At 69.4% G+C, this 14,108-nt stretch carries 19 protein-coding genes; 12 read left to right on the top strand and 7 right to left on the bottom strand.

Features of this window, described 5'->3' with window-relative positions; translation table 11 throughout:
• The first annotated feature begins 89 nt into the window (after nt 1–89).
• From G3576_RS28955 to G3576_RS28930, 6 genes are all read left to right on the top strand, one after another.
• The gene (locus G3576_RS28955) at nt 90–527 is read left to right on the top strand and encodes a DUF1810 domain-containing protein (protein ID WP_164697980.1); all 438 of its coding nucleotides are present in this window, start codon (nt 90–92) and stop codon (nt 525–527) included.
• An 81-nt stretch (nt 528–608) separates the two neighbouring features.
• Nucleotides 609–1,058 carry a hypothetical protein gene (locus G3576_RS32440; protein ID WP_164697979.1) on the top strand — a complete coding sequence of 150 codons (450 nt, stop codon included), beginning with the start codon at nt 609–611 and terminating at the stop codon, nt 1,056–1,058.
• 63 nt (nt 1,059–1,121) lie between these two features.
• Nucleotides 1,122–1,520, top strand: a complete 399-nt coding sequence (locus G3576_RS28945) for a hypothetical protein (protein ID WP_164697978.1) — start codon at nt 1,122–1,124, stop codon at nt 1,518–1,520.
• 5 nt (nt 1,521–1,525) lie between these two features.
• Entirely contained in the window at nt 1,526–1,822 is a 297-nt protein-coding gene (locus tag G3576_RS28940; protein ID WP_164697977.1) for a hypothetical protein, read from the top strand.
• Between the two features lie 60 nt (nt 1,823–1,882).
• A complete protein-coding gene (locus tag G3576_RS28935) occupies nt 1,883–2,293 on the top strand; it encodes a MarR family transcriptional regulator (RefSeq protein ID WP_164697976.1) in 411 nt (136 codons plus the stop codon).
• Nucleotides 2,294–2,303: 10 nt separating this feature from the next.
• Complete coding sequence (locus G3576_RS28930; protein WP_164697975.1) at nt 2,304–3,443, top strand: MFS transporter; 1,140 nt, start codon at nt 2,304–2,306, stop codon at nt 3,441–3,443.
• Between the two features lie 3 nt (nt 3,444–3,446).
• Here the strand turns inward: G3576_RS28930 and G3576_RS28925 are convergent, their stop codons facing one another.
• From G3576_RS28925 to G3576_RS28905, 5 genes are read right to left on the bottom strand one after another with little or no spacing between them, the layout of a single operon-like run.
• On the bottom strand, nt 3,447–4,016 hold the full coding sequence (locus tag G3576_RS28925) for a DUF882 domain-containing protein (protein ID WP_164697974.1): 570 nt from the start codon (nt 4,014–4,016) through the stop codon (nt 3,447–3,449).
• On the bottom strand, nt 4,016–5,518 hold the full coding sequence (locus G3576_RS28920) for a L,D-transpeptidase family protein (RefSeq protein WP_164697973.1): 1,503 nt from the start codon (nt 5,516–5,518) through the stop codon (nt 4,016–4,018). Before G3576_RS28920 ends, G3576_RS28925 begins: the two co-directional genes overlap by 1 nt.
• A gap of 48 nt (nt 5,519–5,566) precedes the next feature.
• Nucleotides 5,567–6,295 (bottom strand): SDR family oxidoreductase, encoded by a 729-nt coding sequence (locus G3576_RS28915; protein WP_235952517.1) that lies wholly within the window; start codon nt 6,293–6,295, stop codon nt 5,567–5,569.
• 17 nt (nt 6,296–6,312) lie between these two features.
• Entirely contained in the window at nt 6,313–6,561 is a 249-nt protein-coding gene (locus G3576_RS28910; protein WP_164697971.1) for a hypothetical protein, read from the bottom strand.
• Between the two features lie 39 nt (nt 6,562–6,600).
• On the bottom strand, nt 6,601–6,849 hold the full coding sequence (locus G3576_RS28905; protein ID WP_164697970.1) for a hypothetical protein: 249 nt from the start codon (nt 6,847–6,849) through the stop codon (nt 6,601–6,603).
• 165 nt (nt 6,850–7,014) lie between these two features.
• On the opposite strand from G3576_RS28905, the gene G3576_RS28900 reads away from it, so the two are divergent.
• The 6 genes from G3576_RS28900 (at nt 7,015) to G3576_RS28875 (ending at nt 12,577) form a co-directional block, all read left to right on the top strand.
• Entirely contained in the window at nt 7,015–8,103 is a 1,089-nt protein-coding gene (locus G3576_RS28900) for an Ldh family oxidoreductase (protein WP_164697969.1), read from the top strand.
• Between the two features lie 14 nt (nt 8,104–8,117).
• Nucleotides 8,118–9,017, top strand: a complete 900-nt coding sequence (locus tag G3576_RS28895) for an isocitrate lyase/PEP mutase family protein (protein WP_164697968.1) — start codon at nt 8,118–8,120, stop codon at nt 9,015–9,017.
• Nucleotides 9,014–9,742, top strand: coding sequence for a haloacid dehalogenase type II (locus tag G3576_RS28890; RefSeq protein ID WP_164697967.1), 729 nt, complete (start codon nt 9,014–9,016; stop codon nt 9,740–9,742). The genes G3576_RS28895 and G3576_RS28890 overlap by 4 nt, the downstream gene beginning before the upstream one ends.
• Nucleotides 9,743–9,920: 178 nt before the next feature.
• Nucleotides 9,921–10,376, top strand: a complete 456-nt coding sequence (locus G3576_RS28885; RefSeq protein ID WP_164697966.1) for a type II toxin-antitoxin system VapC family toxin — start codon at nt 9,921–9,923, stop codon at nt 10,374–10,376.
• Entirely contained in the window at nt 10,373–10,945 is a 573-nt protein-coding gene (locus tag G3576_RS28880) for a type II toxin-antitoxin system VapC family toxin (RefSeq protein ID WP_164697965.1), read from the top strand. The genes G3576_RS28885 and G3576_RS28880 overlap by 4 nt, the downstream gene beginning before the upstream one ends.
• A 456-nt stretch (nt 10,946–11,401) precedes the next feature.
• Nucleotides 11,402–12,577, top strand: a complete 1,176-nt coding sequence (locus G3576_RS28875) for a class I SAM-dependent methyltransferase (protein ID WP_164697964.1) — start codon at nt 11,402–11,404, stop codon at nt 12,575–12,577.
• A 149-nt stretch (nt 12,578–12,726) separates the two neighbouring features.
• Here the strand turns inward: G3576_RS28875 and G3576_RS28870 are convergent, their stop codons facing one another.
• Together G3576_RS28870 and G3576_RS28865 are read right to left on the bottom strand one after the other, a co-directional pair.
• The gene (locus tag G3576_RS28870) at nt 12,727–13,095 is read right to left on the bottom strand and encodes a VOC family protein (RefSeq protein ID WP_164697963.1); all 369 of its coding nucleotides are present in this window, start codon (nt 13,093–13,095) and stop codon (nt 12,727–12,729) included.
• A complete protein-coding gene (locus G3576_RS28865; protein ID WP_235952516.1) occupies nt 13,092–14,087 on the bottom strand; it encodes a Bug family tripartite tricarboxylate transporter substrate binding protein in 996 nt (331 codons plus the stop codon). The genes G3576_RS28870 and G3576_RS28865 overlap by 4 nt, the downstream gene beginning before the upstream one ends.
• Nucleotides 14,088–14,108: the final 21 nt, after the last annotated feature.

The following is a 14,108-nucleotide window of genomic DNA, read 5'->3' as shown; positions in this document are numbered from 1 at the left end:
CGCTCTCAAAACCCTCCAGACCTATGCAGATGTGTGAATCTACTAGCGCGCTTGCGGGGGAGGGCTGGGGTGGGGGTAACGTGCAAACCATGCCCTCCTCTTCTCCACCTTGGGACCCCACCCGCTTCCTCGCCGCGCAGGACCCGGTCATCGACCAGGTCCGCGCCGAACTCGCCGCCGGCCGCAAGCGGAGCCACTGGATGTGGTTCGTCTTCCCCCAGCTCGACGGCCTCGCCCGCAGCGAGACCGCCCGCTTCTACGCCCTCCATTCGCTCCAGGACGCGAAGGACTGGCTCGCCCATCCCACCCTCGGCCCGCGGCTGCGGGACTGCACCTCGCTGGTCAACGCCGCCGCGCCGAAGCCGCTTCCGGACATCCTCGGCGACATCGATGCGCTGAAGTTCCGCTCCTGCATGACCCTCTTCGCCGCCGCCGCGCCCGAGGACGCCCTCTTCCGCCACGCCCTCACGCTGCACTGCCAGGGCGAGCCCGACCCTCGGACCCTCGCCCTCCTCGCCACCCCGTGACCCCGGCCGGCCACGCTCTAATTGCGAACGCTTCTCAATTGCGATAATCCTGGGTCCCGACAGGCAGAGGAGCGATTCCCCATGGCGACAACCGGCCTCCCCAATTGGCCCTGGACCAATGCCGAGGCCGAGGCGCTGCCGCCGGCCGAGCGCCTGGCCATCGACGCCGCCCGCGCCTGGGCCCGCGCCGCCCGAACCGGCACCCCGGCTTTGCCCGCCATCCGCCACCTGCTCGCCACCGAGGATGCGGGCGATGCCGCGGAACCGCTGGACCGCCTTCTCCGCGCCCTCGCCCAATCCCCCCTCACCGTCGGCTGCCCCCTCTGCCCCCGCCTGGTCGGGGAGGAACCGGCCCTGCTCCTGGCACTCGCCTGCGCCCAGCGCGGCCCACGCCGGGAAGCCCTGGCCTGCCTGCTCCGCCGCCTGCCGCCCTGGGACGCCTATGCCGCGACGGCAGCGGCCATCGAACTCGGCTGCGCCTTCCGCCGCGCGGGCCTGCGCTTCGCGGATCCGTGGGGCGAGACGCCGTGATGCAGACAAATCCTTCCCGGCGCCCTGCGGCAGCCCCATACTGTCGCAGGAAGGAGCCCCCTCATGGCAGCGCCACCCGACGCCCCCAGCCCTCCGGACACGCCGACAACCTTCGTAGAGCTTGACGTCGAAGTCGAGGACTTCGCCGCCGCAGCGGCACAGTTGAGTTTCAGCGCCGCTACCGAACCGGACGCCGACGCTGGCATGGGCACCGCCTACGACGGCATAATCGGGGCCTTTGTGCAGTCCATAGGCACCGTCTCCGGCCGCATAACCGGGGCCTACTTGGCGGCCGCATTAGGCCGCATAAACCAGTCCCAGATCGCGGATGCAGTCGACCGAACGAGCGAGGCAGACATGGCCGCCGCCTTCGATCGCATGATCGAAGCTGCGATCCCCGATTACCAGCGCCGCGTGACGGCCATGCATGACCGGCTCGACGCCATCCTCCTGGGTGGCTGATCCGCGTGTCCCTGAACCCGGTCTCCTGGATCAATGCCTCCGCCAAGTTCAAGGAATTGCTGGACCTGACGGAGAAGACCACCAAGGCCCTGACGAGGCTGCATGAGGAGGTGCAAGCGCTCCGCCTCGATGTCGAACGCCTGAAGGCACGCGAGGAACTCGTCATCACCAAGGCCGAGGCCGCCGCCAGCGCCGCCTCCACCCGGATCGCCAGCGAATTGGCGCGGGAGCTTGGCCGGATGGAGGCGCAACTCCACGCCCTCGGCGCGCACCGACCTTCCCTGCCCCCGCCCCGCGACTGAAACCCGCCCGTGACCAAACCCTAACATGACCTCGCGCCACCCCTGGTGCATATGCACCAGGTGACGCCCGAACCCGACCTCCGCGCCTGCTTCGGCTTCCGCACCCGCCGCGCCATGCGGGCGCTGACGCGGCACTACGAACGGCACCTGGCCCCCACCGGCCTCAAGCCCACGCAGTTCAGCGTCCTGGCCGCCTTGCGGCTCAGGAAGCACCGCGACCTGACGCATCTCGCGGAGTTGCTGGGGCTGGAACGCACCAGCCTGCTCCGCGCGCTGGCGACGCTCGCCGCCGCCGGCCTGCTCGCCCCGGACAACGCCCTGACCCGCCAGGGCGAGGCCCGCTTCGCCGCCGCCCTCCCCCTCTGGCAGGCGGCGCAGGACGCCGTCGCCGCCGAACTCGGCGAGCAGGCGCAGGCCATCACCATCCTTGAACAGCTTGGCGAGCGGCTCGGCCGCCCCGCCCGCGCCTGAGGCCACCACCATGGATCGCCGCATCTGGCTGCTCACCGCGGCGCAATTCGCCTCCGCCACCGGGGCCTATGCCTTCACCGGCCTCCTGGCCCATCTGGCCACCGATCTCGGCGTGTCGCTGGCCACCGCCGGGCAGCTCGCCGCCGCCTATGCGCTGACCTATGCCATCGCCGGCGCGCCGGTGGCGGCGCTGACGGCGCGGCTCGATCGTCGCTCCATGCTGGTCTGGGGCCTCGCTTTGGTCGCGGCCCTGAACATCGCGACCGCCTTCGCCACCGACTTCACCGTGGCGCTGCTGCTGCGCGTCGCCGCCGGCCTGGCGGTGACGCTGGTCATGCCGGGTGTCGCCGCCAGCCTGCTGGTGCCGCCGGAACAGCGCGGCCGCGCCATCGCCATCGTGCTGTCGGGGCTCACCCTCGCCTTCTCGCTCGGCATCCCGCTCGGCACCGCCATCGGCGGCCTGGTGGGGTGGCGCGGCTGCTTCGTCTTCTCGGGCGCGCTTTCGGCGCTGGCGGCGCTCGGCGTTCAGTTCGGCCTGCCCCGCCTGCCCAGCACGGATCGCGGCGGCGCGGCCTCCCTCGGCATCGTGCTGCGGCCCGCCATCGCCGGCGTGCTCGGCACCACGCTGCTGGCCTTTGCCGGGCTGTTCTGCATCGCCGCCTATCTCGGCCCCATCGTGACGGCGACCACCGGCATCGAGGGCAGCGGCATCGGCGCCATCCAGCTTTTCATCGGCCTCGGCAGCCTGGCCGGCATCGCGCTCGGAAGTCGCGTGGCGGCCGCGCCCGGGGCGCGGGTGCCGGTCATGCTCTTCCTGCTGCTGGCCGTGGCGCTCACCGGCTACACGCTGCTGCTGCTGACGCCGCAGGCCTTCTGGCATGCCGCGCCACTGGCGCTCTGCGTCTTCACGGGCTCGCTGGCGCTCTTCGCCCTGGCGCCGCTGGTGCAGACGCGGCTGCTGCACCTGGCGCCGCAGGACCGCGCCGTCGCCATCGCGCTGAACGGCGCCACCACCTTCGCGGGCCAGGGCGCCGGCGCGGCCTATGGTGGCGTGATCATCGGCGCCGCCGGCCTGGCCTGGACAGGGCTCGCCGGCGCCATGCTCGCCGCCGGCGGCGCCGCCTTGGCGATCCGCGCCTTCAGGCGGTAGCGCCTACCAGCGGCGCACCGGCCCGCAATCCAGGTGCACGAAGCCGTCCCGCGTGTAGAGCCCGACGCCGCCAAGCTGCAGTTCCGACGCCACCCGCGCCAGCCCCAGCCCCTGCCGCCCCGGCAGCCGGCAATCCGCCGCCATGCCCGACATGTGCAGCGACACGGTGGAGACCCGCCGGCTCCGCCCCGCATTCCGCGCATTCGTCTCCGGCGTGCGGTAGCCGCTGACGACCTCATAGGTCTCGTCGCTGTCCAGCGCGCGCGCCACCGCCGACATCACGTCGAAGAGCCGCGGATCCATCGGCGTCAGCTCCGCCGCCGAGAGGTCGCGGAACACGGTGTCGAGTTGCCGCAGCGCCTCCCGGTCATAGCGCCCGTCGCGCCAATAGACGCCGGAGAAGGTATCGCCCACCACCTGGCGCCGCACACGCAGCACCCGTGGCTCCCCATTCTGCGCCAAGGCCGGGGAAGCGATCGCCGCCGCCGCACCGCCCACCGCCGCGGCGATGAAGCCGCGCCTCGTGACCCCCTGCCCGTCGCAGCAGGGGCACCCCCCGAAGAGATGCCGCATCACCGCGCCGCGACCTGCACCGGCCGCGCGGCCGCCATGGCGCGGGCATAGGCCGCGTCCAGCTCATAGATGTCCGGCCTGATCCGCACGCGACCCCCTGCTTCCACCATGACCGTGTCATAGCGCAGCAGGACCGGAAGTTGCCGGCGCAGCTGCACGCCGCTGGTGGTCCGTGCCTCGATCGCCCGCAGCGCGCGGGGCAGGTCCCAGCCCGGCATCCCGTCCAGCAGCAGCGCCATCAGGTCGTTCGGCCGTTCCAGCCGGATGCAGCCGGAGGAGAAGGCGCGGTCCGGCCGGCGGAACAGGTGCCGGTCGGGCGTGTCGTGCAGGTAGATGTCGTCGTTGTTCGGCATGATGAACTTGATCCGGCCGAGCGCCGAGAAATCGCCCGCATCCTGCCGGATGAAGAAGGGAATGCGCTGCGGGTTGATGCTGGCCCAGTCGATGGTGCGGGGATCGATCTCCTGCCGCACCCCATCCACCACGCCGAACACCCGGAAACCCTTGTCCACCATGCCCTGAGGGTCGCGGCGGAAGCGCGGCAGCAGGTCCTCCCGCGCGTTGCGTTCCGGCACGCCCCAGGGCGGGTTGAACTGCAGCGCCGTCATCCGCACGCGCAGCATCGGCGTCTGCCGGTCCCGCCGCCCGACGATGACGGCCATCGCCAGCAGCTCCCGCCCCTCCTCCAGCACCTGGAGGCGGTAATCCGGCACGTTCACGTCGATGCGCCGCTCGCCGGGCTCCGGCATCCGCGCGCGGGCCATGTCCATCGCGACCCGCACCTGGTCCACCCGCGCGGCCAGCGGCCGGTTCAGCAGCCCGATGGAGATGCGCCCGACGCGCCCATCCACCTCCAGCCCCTGATGCGCCTGCCAGCGCCGCACCGCCGCTTCCAGCACCGCGTCGTAGCGCGCCCCCGCATCCGGCGCGGCCGCGAGTTCCGCATCCTCCACCGACAGCCGTGCCCGCAGCGCCGGCACGCGCACCATGTCCACGCTGCCCGGCTCGATCGTCGCATCGCCGGGGATGGTGGCGCCGTTGCCGCGCCGCGCGATCTGCCGCTGCGCCAGCAGCTCCGCCTTCAGCAGCGCCGCGTTCGGCGCCAGAAGCGACGCCCGCTCGATCACGCCCGCCGGATCGGCGCTCGCCGCGAGTTCCGCCAGCCAGCGATCCATGCCGACCGAGGCCAGGTCCCGCCGCAGGTCGGGCCGGTTCGGAAGTTCCCGCACCCGCCCGCCCAGCAGATCCATCAGCGCCAGCGACGCCGCGCGGTGCAGCGCCGCCCGCCAGGCGCCCGCATCCGCCGCCGCCAGCGCGGTGTCGGGGATGCCGTAGTGCCGCGGGTCCAGCCCATCCTCGTCGAGGCGCATCAGCCGCTCGACCAGGCGCAGCAGGGCGCCCGTGCTGTCCGCCGCGAGGCCGGGGCGTTCCTGCGCGCCGGCGATCGGCGCCCCCAGGACGGAAAGGGCTGCGGCAAGCAGGGGGCGGCGGGCCGTGTTCATGCGGCAGAAATACCGAAGCGCCAAACCCGTTGCAAACCTTACGATTCGTTATCGCCCCCCACCGATGGGCAGAACCGCGCCGGTGACATAGCTCGCGGCCGGCGACAGCAGGTACAACACCGCTTCCGCCACCTCCTCCGCCGTCCCCATCCGCTTCATCGGCACGCCCGGCAGGATGCGCTCGATCCGGCCCGGGATCTCGGCATGGATGTCGGTATCGATCATCCCCGGCGCCACGGCGTTCACCCGCACGCCCTCCCCGGCCATCTCCCGCGCCAGGCCCAGCACCATCGTATCCACCGCCCCCTTGCTGGCGGCGTAGTGCACCCATTCGAAGGCGGAGCCGATCTGCGCGGCGCGGGAGGAGACCAGCACGATCCCCCCGCCCTTCCCGCCGCGGGAGGTCGCCATGCGCCGCAGCGCCTCCCGGCACGCACTCGCCAGGCCCACCACGTTGACGCGGAACACCGCCTCCCAGGTCTCGTCGGTCGAGGACAGGAAATCCCCCGCCGGCCCGGTGATCCCCGCATTGCCGACAAAGGCGTCGATCCGCCCGAAGCGCGCATCGCAGGCGGCGAAGGCGCGGGCGGTATCGGCGGCGCTGCCGGCATCCGCTACCACCGCCTCCACCGCCGCCCCCGCGGCCTCGCAGGCCGCGACGGTGTCCGCCATGGCGCTGCCGCCGCCGCGCCAAGTCAGCACCAGATCATGCCCCCGCGCCGCCGCCAGGCGGGCCACGGCCGCGCCGATCCCCCGGCTCGCGCCGGTCACCAGCATCACCGGCCGGTTCATGCTTAGGCCAGCAGGCTGTAGAGCAGCCAGGCCACCACCGCGGCGCCCAGGATGAACAGCAGCGCGCTTTTCGCCGCCGCCCAGCCATCGCCGCCCGTGCCGCTCTCCTCCGGGTGGGAGTTCGGCCGCATCACCTTGTGGTCGCCCTCCACCGCGAAGGGGTCGGGCCGCGCCTCGATCGGGCGAGGCAGGACGTGGTGGTCCGGCCCGTGTTCCGGGCGCGGCGCATGCACCGGCGGGTCATTCGGCATCGGTCGGCATCCCCGGTTGTCACGGGGAAGATTACGCCCTCAGGCGGAACGCGCCAGCAGCCATCCCATCACGAGGATGACGCCGGCCGCGATCAGCAGCGCCTTCGCCACGCTCCAGAGTTCGGACCGGTTGCCGCCACCCTCCTCCTCCTCCTCCGGCAGGTAGTTCGGCCGCATGGGCAGGGCGCCATGCGCGAAGGGATCGGCCCGGCCGCGCCGCTGCGTCGCCAGGGAAACGGGAGCCTCCGCGCCTTGCACGGCCGGGGTATCGGTGCGCTGATCTGCCATGGCGGGGGGACCTGTCCAGAACGGCTGCCAATATGTAGCCCCGCCCTCACATCGATGCAATCGTATCGTTTTCAAGACAACACGGACCACCCCATCGCCCCGCCCCGTTGACGCGCCGGCCCCGCCGGTCCACCCCTTTCGTGGTTGGGGAGAGGAACGCGGACCATGCGCGCGACGGCTGACAGCGTGAGGATGCAGATCCTCGCCATCCTGGGCGCCTGGGGCATGCCCCGGGACCTGGCCGAGGAAACCGCCACCGTCATGCTGGACACGGACCTCATGGGCGTGGACAGCCACGGCATCGGCATGCTGGCGGCCTATGAGCGCATGCGCCATGCCGGCCAGGTCAAGCTGGAGGCGCGGCCGAAGGTGTTGCGGGACAATGGCCCGACCGCGCTGGTCGATGGCGGCGCCGGCCTCGGCCATCCCGTCGCCGCCTTCGCCATGCGGCTTGCCGTGAAGAAGGCCAAGGAATGCGGCATCGGCGCCGTCGCCGTCGTCAACTCCCACCATTTCGGCGCCGCCGGCTGGTATGTCCGCCTGGCCGCCGCCGAGGGCTGCGTCGCCCTCGTCACCAGCGGGACCAAGACGCTCGCCATGGTGCCGACGCGGGGCGCGGTGCCGGTGCTCGGCACCAACCCCATCGCCTTCGCCGCCCCCGGCCGCCGCCAGCCCCCCGTGGTGCTCGACATGGCCACCACCACCGCCGCCGCCAACAAGGTCCGCGCCAAGGCGCTGCGCGGCAAGCCGATCCCCGAGGGCTGGGTGATGGATGGCGAGGGCAAGCCCGTCACCGATGCCGAAGCCGCCGTCGCCCAGGTCTTCAACAAGCCCGAGGGCGGCCTCTCCCCGGTCGGCGGCACGCCGGACATGGCGAGCCACAAGGGCTACGGCCTCGGCATGATGGCGCATATCCTGGGCTCGACCCTCGCCGGTGCCTCCTTCTCCCCCATCCGCAACCGCACCCAGCGGCCGGAAGACCCCGACAATATCGGCCACTTCATGCTGGCGCTGGACCCGACGGCCTTCCGCCCGGACGGCGCCTTCGAACGCGACCTCGACGACATGGTGGAGGTGCTGCGCGCGACGCCCCCCGCCGACCCGGCACTCCCCGTCCTCATCCCCGGCGACCCGGAAGCGGCGGAGCGGGAGGCGCGGCTCGCCGATGGCATCCCCATCCCGCCGGCGCTGGACCGCCAGATCCGCGACATCGCGCTGCGCGCCAATGTCGGCTACCTGCTCGAACAAGCCTGAAGGAGACAGAGACCATGGCCCATCCCAGCCTGCGCCAGGCGCTGAAGAACGACGAATTCATCCTCGCCCCCGGCGTCTTCGACATGATCTCCGCCAAGGTCGCGGATGGCATGGGTTTTCGGGCGCTCTACGCCACCGGCTTCGGCGTGACCGCCTCCCATCTCGGCCTGGCCGATGCGGGCATCGCCACCTACACCGACATGGTCAGCCGCATGGGCACCATCGCCAAGGGCTGCAAGACGCCGGTGATCTCCGACGCCGACACCGGCTATGGCGGCCTGCTCAATGTCCGCCACACCGTCCGCGGCTATGAGGATGCGGGCGTCACCGCCATCCAGCTGGAGGACCAGGAAGTCCCCAAGAAGTGCGGCCACACGCCCGGCCGCAAGGTGATCCCCGCCGAGGAAATGGCCCTCAAGATCCGCGTCGCCGCCGAGGCCCGCCAGAGCGAGGATTTCCTCATCATCGCCCGCACCGATGCCCGCACCGCCCATGGGCTGGATGAGGCGATCCGCCGCGGCAGGATGTATGCGGAGGCCGGCGCCGACGTGATCTTCATCGAAAGCCCGGAGAGCGAGGCCGAGATGGCCGAGGTCGGCCGCCACATCAAGAAGCCGCTCTTCGCCAACATGGTCGAGGGCGGCCGCACGCCGATCGTCCCGGCCGAGAAGCTGCACGCCATGGGCTACCGCATCGCGATCTACCCCGCGGTCGGCTTCCTGACCGTCGCCGGCGCCCTCGAACGCGCCTATGGCAAGCTCAAGGCCGATGGCCATTCCAACAACATGACGGTCAATGCCGACTACAGCTTCGCCAGGATGTGCGAGCTGATGGGCTTCCCGGACGTCTGGGAGTTCGACCGGAAATGGGCCGAGGCCGCCGGCAACCTGCCGCCCGCCAAGGCCGCGGAATGAGCGGGATCGACGGCGTCAAGGCGCTGGTCTTCGACGTCTTCGGGACGGTCGTGGACTGGCGCAGCGGGGTGGCGCGGGAAGCCGCGCCCTTCCTCGCGAAGCATGGCATCGCGGTGGACCCCGCCGCCTTCGCCGATGCCTGGCGCCGGCGATACCAGCCGGCGATGGAGGCGGTGCGCAGCGGCGCCCGCCCCTTCACGCGCCTCGATGTGCTGCACCGGGAGAACCTGGAGGCGGTGCTGCGCGACCACGACCTCGACCCCGCCACGGTCCCCGAAGCCGAACTGGACCACCTGAATCGCGCCTGGCACCGCCTGGACCCTTGGCCAGATAGCGTCGCGGGCCTGACGCGCCTCAAGACCCGCTACATCATCGCGCCGCTGTCGAACGGCAACGTCGCGCTGCTGCTGAACATGGCCAAGCGCGCCGGGCTCCCGTGGGACGCGATCCTGGGGGCGGAAGTCGCCCAGGCCTACAAGCCGAGCCCGGCCGCCTACCTCAACACCGCGGCGGTGCTGGGCCTGCGGCCGAAGGAGGTGATGCTCTGCGCCGCCCATAACGGCGACCTGGCCGCGGCGCGCGTGACCGGCTTCCGCACGGGGTTCATCCCCCGGCCGATGGAGCATGGGCCGGGGCAGACGAAGGATCTGGCGCCGGCGCAGGAGTGGGAGGTGGTGGCGAAGGATTTCGGGGCGCTGGCGGATGCGATGGGGTGTGGGGGGTGAGGGGCCGTCCTGTGCAGCGGATGGGGTGCTCATGCATGCAATCGAAAGCTTTCTTTTGCCGTTGCGTCAGCGAGGTCAGGTCTACGGTGGACGCGCCGTGTGTTCGGTAACATGAGATGGGATAGTACATGCCTTAGCGACCAGCTAAAGCGGTTCACTCACCGAAGGGATCATTTGCATGCCGAACGTGATGTCTTCCGGAAAAGTCCGCGAAAAAAAGCCAACAGTTTTTCTAGACACCAACGTAATCATTAAATATTACGCCGGCAATTTGAAAGAGCTCTTTCAAGACGACGCTTTGAAACGATTTCGCTATGTTGTGAACCCAGTCGTGCTACAAGAAATCGTCCTTTTTGCGACACAAACTGGCAATTACTCGAATATCGATGAGGTCACCAAGAATACTAGCGTGGCCCCGCTCAACATGAAGACAACTACTGACCTTGCGAAGCATGTAAGAACTCTACGAAATCGGAAAATACACTCGAACGATTTATTGATATTAGGAAGTGCTTCAGACTGCGATTATTTTGTTACGGATGATCATTCACTGAAGAAGGATTGGGGTAAGCCCAAACCTAAACTTATTTCGTCAGCCGAATTCCAGGCTCTGCTCGATGGTAAGCAAAGATGAGAATTCTTATCGAGACCGGAATTCTCATCGATTATTTGGCGAGAGGCCAATATGCGGTACTTAGAAAGGCGCATCGGAGCGGCAGAGACCCTCAAGCGCTTTACAGCGATGCGCAAAATCTGCTGGATTTGGTAGCCACTTCCCCCGTTGAGGGCACGATATCGGCCTTGACTTTTTACGAGGCAGAAGAAGCGCTCTACCGTGAAATATCTCCTTCTATAAAAGCCGTGCCGAATGCCGAAGCTCTTCGACTAGCGGTCTGCCGTCCGATCTTGAATCAAGCTCTCACGGCCGCACAATTATTCAATCTAAGAATTCTTGAACTTTCGGAGAATGCGGTTATGGCAGTCCCCAGTTTACCCCTTTTAGCGGAAAAGGGGGTTCGAGCCGCAGACTCGTTACACGTTACCACCGCCGCAAACCACGACGTTGATGTTATCGTCTCAGCTGATAGCGATATAAAGCAACTTGACATGCTTGTGGCTAACGGGAAAAGAAGCAAAATGAGGTGCGTGGACTCAGATGTTGCTCTTGCACTTTTAAGATCATCGATCTCGGATTCGTTTTGACCAACGAGCGCAGATCAGAGCGATGACCCTGGCCTGAACAATACACCTTTAGCAGGCGATACCTCGGCAGGGAACGTGGCCCCTTTGATGCTAGATTACGCCGGAAGCGCAGCCCTTTCAGATTCGATCACGGCGCGGAGGTTGTTGTAGCAAAATTCAGACTTTGCTCGCTTGGGAGTTACACTCGACTTCTATGCAGAGAGCAATATACCGCAGCCTTCCGGCTATTTTCACCGTTTCCGCCCAATGAGAGCGGCAGCCTCCGGTCCCGGCCGGCTGGTTTCCCGTGCCTTTGCACGACGCTTTTGCGTTGCAGCCGAGACGCCTCCGATCGCGTGGGAAATATGGCGGGCCCGCAGAAAGCGCACGATGCAGCCAGCCAGCGCTCCCCTCCGCTTGCCCCCTTCCCCCACCTCCGCGACACTGCGCCCCCCTACGCCCGCAGACCGGATCCCCATGTCCTTCCCCCACGACGACAAGCCCTGGGCCGCCACCGCCGAGTTCCTGCGCTCCCGCCTCGCGCCGCCCGATCGCGTCCTGGCGCCGGATCTCTTCCGCTTCGTCATCCCCCGCGCGGAGCGCTACAGCGCGGCCGAGGATGCGGCGCCCCGCGCCTTCACCTGGATCGTCGTCCACAAGGGCCAGCTCACGGAAATCCCCCGCCCCTTCCTGAAGGCCCTGACCGGCGCCGCGCGACCGATCTTCGCCAATGAGGTCTTCGTCGTCTTCGCCACCGCGCCGGGCCCGAAGGACAAGGACCTCGGCGATACCGCCCATGTCCGCGCCTTCCACGCCTATCGCGACGCCCTGCCGCCGGAGCCCCCGAAGCCGTCGCCCGCATCGCCCCCGCCAGCCGCCGCGCCCGCCCCGAGCCCCGCTTCTGTCCCCATCCCCCGCCCCGCCCGCGGCTTCGCCAAGCCGGAATTCCGGGACGCGCCGCCCCGCCCCTGGCTCGCCCCCGGCGGCGTGCCCGGCCAGGCGCGGGAACGCGCCTTCCAGGACGAAACGGATCGCCTGATCGCGGACTATCTCGGCACCGGCAGCGGCCTTGCCGTGCTGGATATCGGCTGCGGCGGCGGGCGCCTTGGCGGGCTGCTGCCGGATGCCGCGCTGGTCGCGGGCATCGACATCGCCGAACCCGCCCTCTCCCGCGCGCTGACGCGCCATCCCGCGCGCTCGCCCTTCGCCTTCGCCCGCATGGACGCCACGCGGCTCGGCTTCGCGGATGCGACCTTCGACGCGGCGCTGATGATCGACACGCTCGATGTCCTGGCCGACCCCGCCACCGCCCTGGCGGAGGCCGCGCGCGTGCTCGCCCAGGGCGGCCGCCTCATGGTCACCGCCCACAACAAGGACAGCCTGCCGATGCGCGCGCTCCGGCGGCTCGATCTGCCGGTGCCGGCGGGCGGCTTCTCGGTGCAGGAGGTCACGGGCATGCTCCGCGCCGTGGGGCTGACGGTGATCCGCAGCGACGGGATCTTCCTCTCCCCCGGCTGGGCCCTGCCCGGCGCCTCCGCCGGCCTGGCGCCGCTGGAGGAAGAGCCCGAATTCGTCGAGGCCGCCCGCCTCCTCGGCCGCCGCGCCGGCCCGGACTACGCCCTGGCCTTCGCCCTGCTGGCCCGCAAGACCTGACGAATAAGCTGGCCCGCCGCTCCCGTTCCGGCTATGTTCGCCCCCATCACCGCCCGAACCACGCTTGGCGCCCCGGAACGGCAGGCGAAAATCGGTGCTAAACGCACCTAATCGGCATAATCGGCTTAAGTCCCTTAGCGACTAAAAAGTCACACTTCCTGCCCGAAGGTGATCCGGTTGCCATCGGGGTCCCGCAGCGAGAATTCCCGCAGCCCGTAGTCGAAATCGGTCGGCGGCACCTCGATCGCCACACCCCGCCCCGCGATCTCCGCATGCAGCCCGTCGAGCCCCGTGACCAGCACATGCAGATGCGCCTGGCCGAGCGCCGCCGGCGCGCGGGACGCCGGCATCAGGTTCAGCACCAGCGCGCCGCGCTCCACCGCCGCGTAGCTCGGCGGGTCGCCGACGCGGAAACACTCGATGCAGCCGATCTTCTCGACATAGAAGCCGATCGCCCGCGCCACGTCGCGCACCACCAGCACGGCGGTCAGGCGCAGCAGCGCGGGCGAAGCCGTCATTCCACCCGGATCCCGCCCTCGCGGATCACAGGCGTCCAGCGCGCCACCTCGCGCCGGATGTGGTTCGCGAAATCCTCCGGCGATCCGCCAACCACGGCCCCCGCCTGGGTGTCGAAGATGCGCTGCTTCACGTCGTCCATCGCCGCGATGCGGCCGAACACCTCGTTGATCCGCATGGCGAGCCCCGCCTCCATGCCCGCCGGCGCCACGATCCCGTGCCACACCGCGCATTCGAAGCCCGGCAGCACGGTGGAGACGGCGGGGACGCCCGGCAGCAGCGGCGTTCCGGACGCATTGCCCACCGCGATCGCCTTCGCATTGCCCTGGCGGATCTGCCCGATGCCGGAGGAGACGGTCGGGAAGCCGAACTGCGCATCGCCGCGGATCAGCGCCGTCACCATCTCGGCGCCTGACCGGTAGGGGACATGCACCATGCGGATGCCGGCCTCCTTCAGGAACAGCGCCATGAAGAGGTGGCTGCCATTGCCGTTGCCGGCGGAGGAATAGGTGAAGCCGTCCGGCCTGGCCTTCGCCTGGTCGATCACCTGCTGCACGGTGGTGGCGGTGACGGAGGTATGCGCCATCAGCACCGCCGGCAGGTTCACCAAATGGATGATGGGGGTGAAGGCGGTGGGCGGGTCGTAGCTCAGCGTCGGGATCAGCTCCTTGCCGATCGCATTGGCGCCGATATCCGCCATCATCAGCGTCAGCCCATCCGGCCGCTCCCGCGCCACCGCCGCGCCCGCGATGGTGCCGCCCGCGCCCGGGCGGTTCTCCACCACCAGCGTCTGGCCGCCGGTCACTTCCGCGAACTTGGCGGCGACGGTGCGGGACAGCGTGTCGATCGCGCCGCCGGCGCCGAAGGGCACGATCAGGCGGATCGGCCGGTCCGGCCAGGCACCCTGCCCGAAGGCCATGCGCGGCATCAGCGCGGGGGTGGCCAGGACCGGCATTGCCGCAAGAATGCTGCGGCGCGAGATGGGCGAGCGCATGGACCATGTCCTCCCGTTGAT

The organism is Falsiroseomonas algicola, assembly GCF_011040385.1.
Classification (GTDB): Bacteria; Pseudomonadota; Alphaproteobacteria; order Acetobacterales; family Acetobacteraceae; genus Falsiroseomonas; species Falsiroseomonas algicola.
The sequence above is the reverse complement of the archived record's forward strand: the minus strand, read 5'-3'. Positions and strand labels throughout refer to the sequence as shown.

Coding starts and splice junctions, on each gene's coding strand:
- G3576_RS28955 (WP_164697980.1), top strand. CDS start 90: ATGCCCTCCTCTTCTCCACCTTGGGACCCCACCCGCTTCCTCGCCGCG.
- G3576_RS32440 (WP_164697979.1), top strand. CDS start 609: ATGGCGACAACCGGCCTCCCCAATTGGCCCTGGACCAATGCCGAGGCC.
- G3576_RS28945 (WP_164697978.1), top strand. CDS start 1,122: ATGGCAGCGCCACCCGACGCCCCCAGCCCTCCGGACACGCCGACAACC.
- G3576_RS28930 (WP_164697975.1), top strand. CDS start 2,304: ATGGATCGCCGCATCTGGCTGCTCACCGCGGCGCAATTCGCCTCCGCC.
- G3576_RS28925 (WP_164697974.1), bottom strand. CDS start 4,016: ATGCGGCATCTCTTCGGGGGGTGCCCCTGCTGCGACGGGCAGGGGGTC.
- G3576_RS28920 (WP_164697973.1), bottom strand. CDS start 5,518: ATGAACACGGCCCGCCGCCCCCTGCTTGCCGCAGCCCTTTCCGTCCTG.
- G3576_RS28915 (WP_235952517.1), bottom strand. CDS start 6,295: ATGCTGGTGACCGGCGCGAGCCGGGGGATCGGCGCGGCCGTGGCCCGC.
- G3576_RS28910 (WP_164697971.1), bottom strand. CDS start 6,561: ATGCCGAATGACCCGCCGGTGCATGCGCCGCGCCCGGAACACGGGCCG.
- G3576_RS28905 (WP_164697970.1), bottom strand. CDS start 6,849: ATGGCAGATCAGCGCACCGATACCCCGGCCGTGCAAGGCGCGGAGGCT.
- G3576_RS28900 (WP_164697969.1), top strand. CDS start 7,015: ATGCGCGCGACGGCTGACAGCGTGAGGATGCAGATCCTCGCCATCCTG.
- G3576_RS28895 (WP_164697968.1), top strand. CDS start 8,118: ATGGCCCATCCCAGCCTGCGCCAGGCGCTGAAGAACGACGAATTCATC.
- G3576_RS28890 (WP_164697967.1), top strand. CDS start 9,014: ATGAGCGGGATCGACGGCGTCAAGGCGCTGGTCTTCGACGTCTTCGGG.
- G3576_RS28885 (WP_164697966.1), top strand. CDS start 9,921: ATGCCGAACGTGATGTCTTCCGGAAAAGTCCGCGAAAAAAAGCCAACA.
- G3576_RS28880 (WP_164697965.1), top strand. CDS start 10,373: ATGAGAATTCTTATCGAGACCGGAATTCTCATCGATTATTTGGCGAGA.
- G3576_RS28875 (WP_164697964.1), top strand. CDS start 11,402: ATGTCCTTCCCCCACGACGACAAGCCCTGGGCCGCCACCGCCGAGTTC.
- G3576_RS28870 (WP_164697963.1), bottom strand. CDS start 13,095: ATGACGGCTTCGCCCGCGCTGCTGCGCCTGACCGCCGTGCTGGTGGTG.
- G3576_RS28865 (WP_235952516.1), bottom strand. CDS start 14,087: ATGCGCTCGCCCATCTCGCGCCGCAGCATTCTTGCGGCAATGCCGGTC.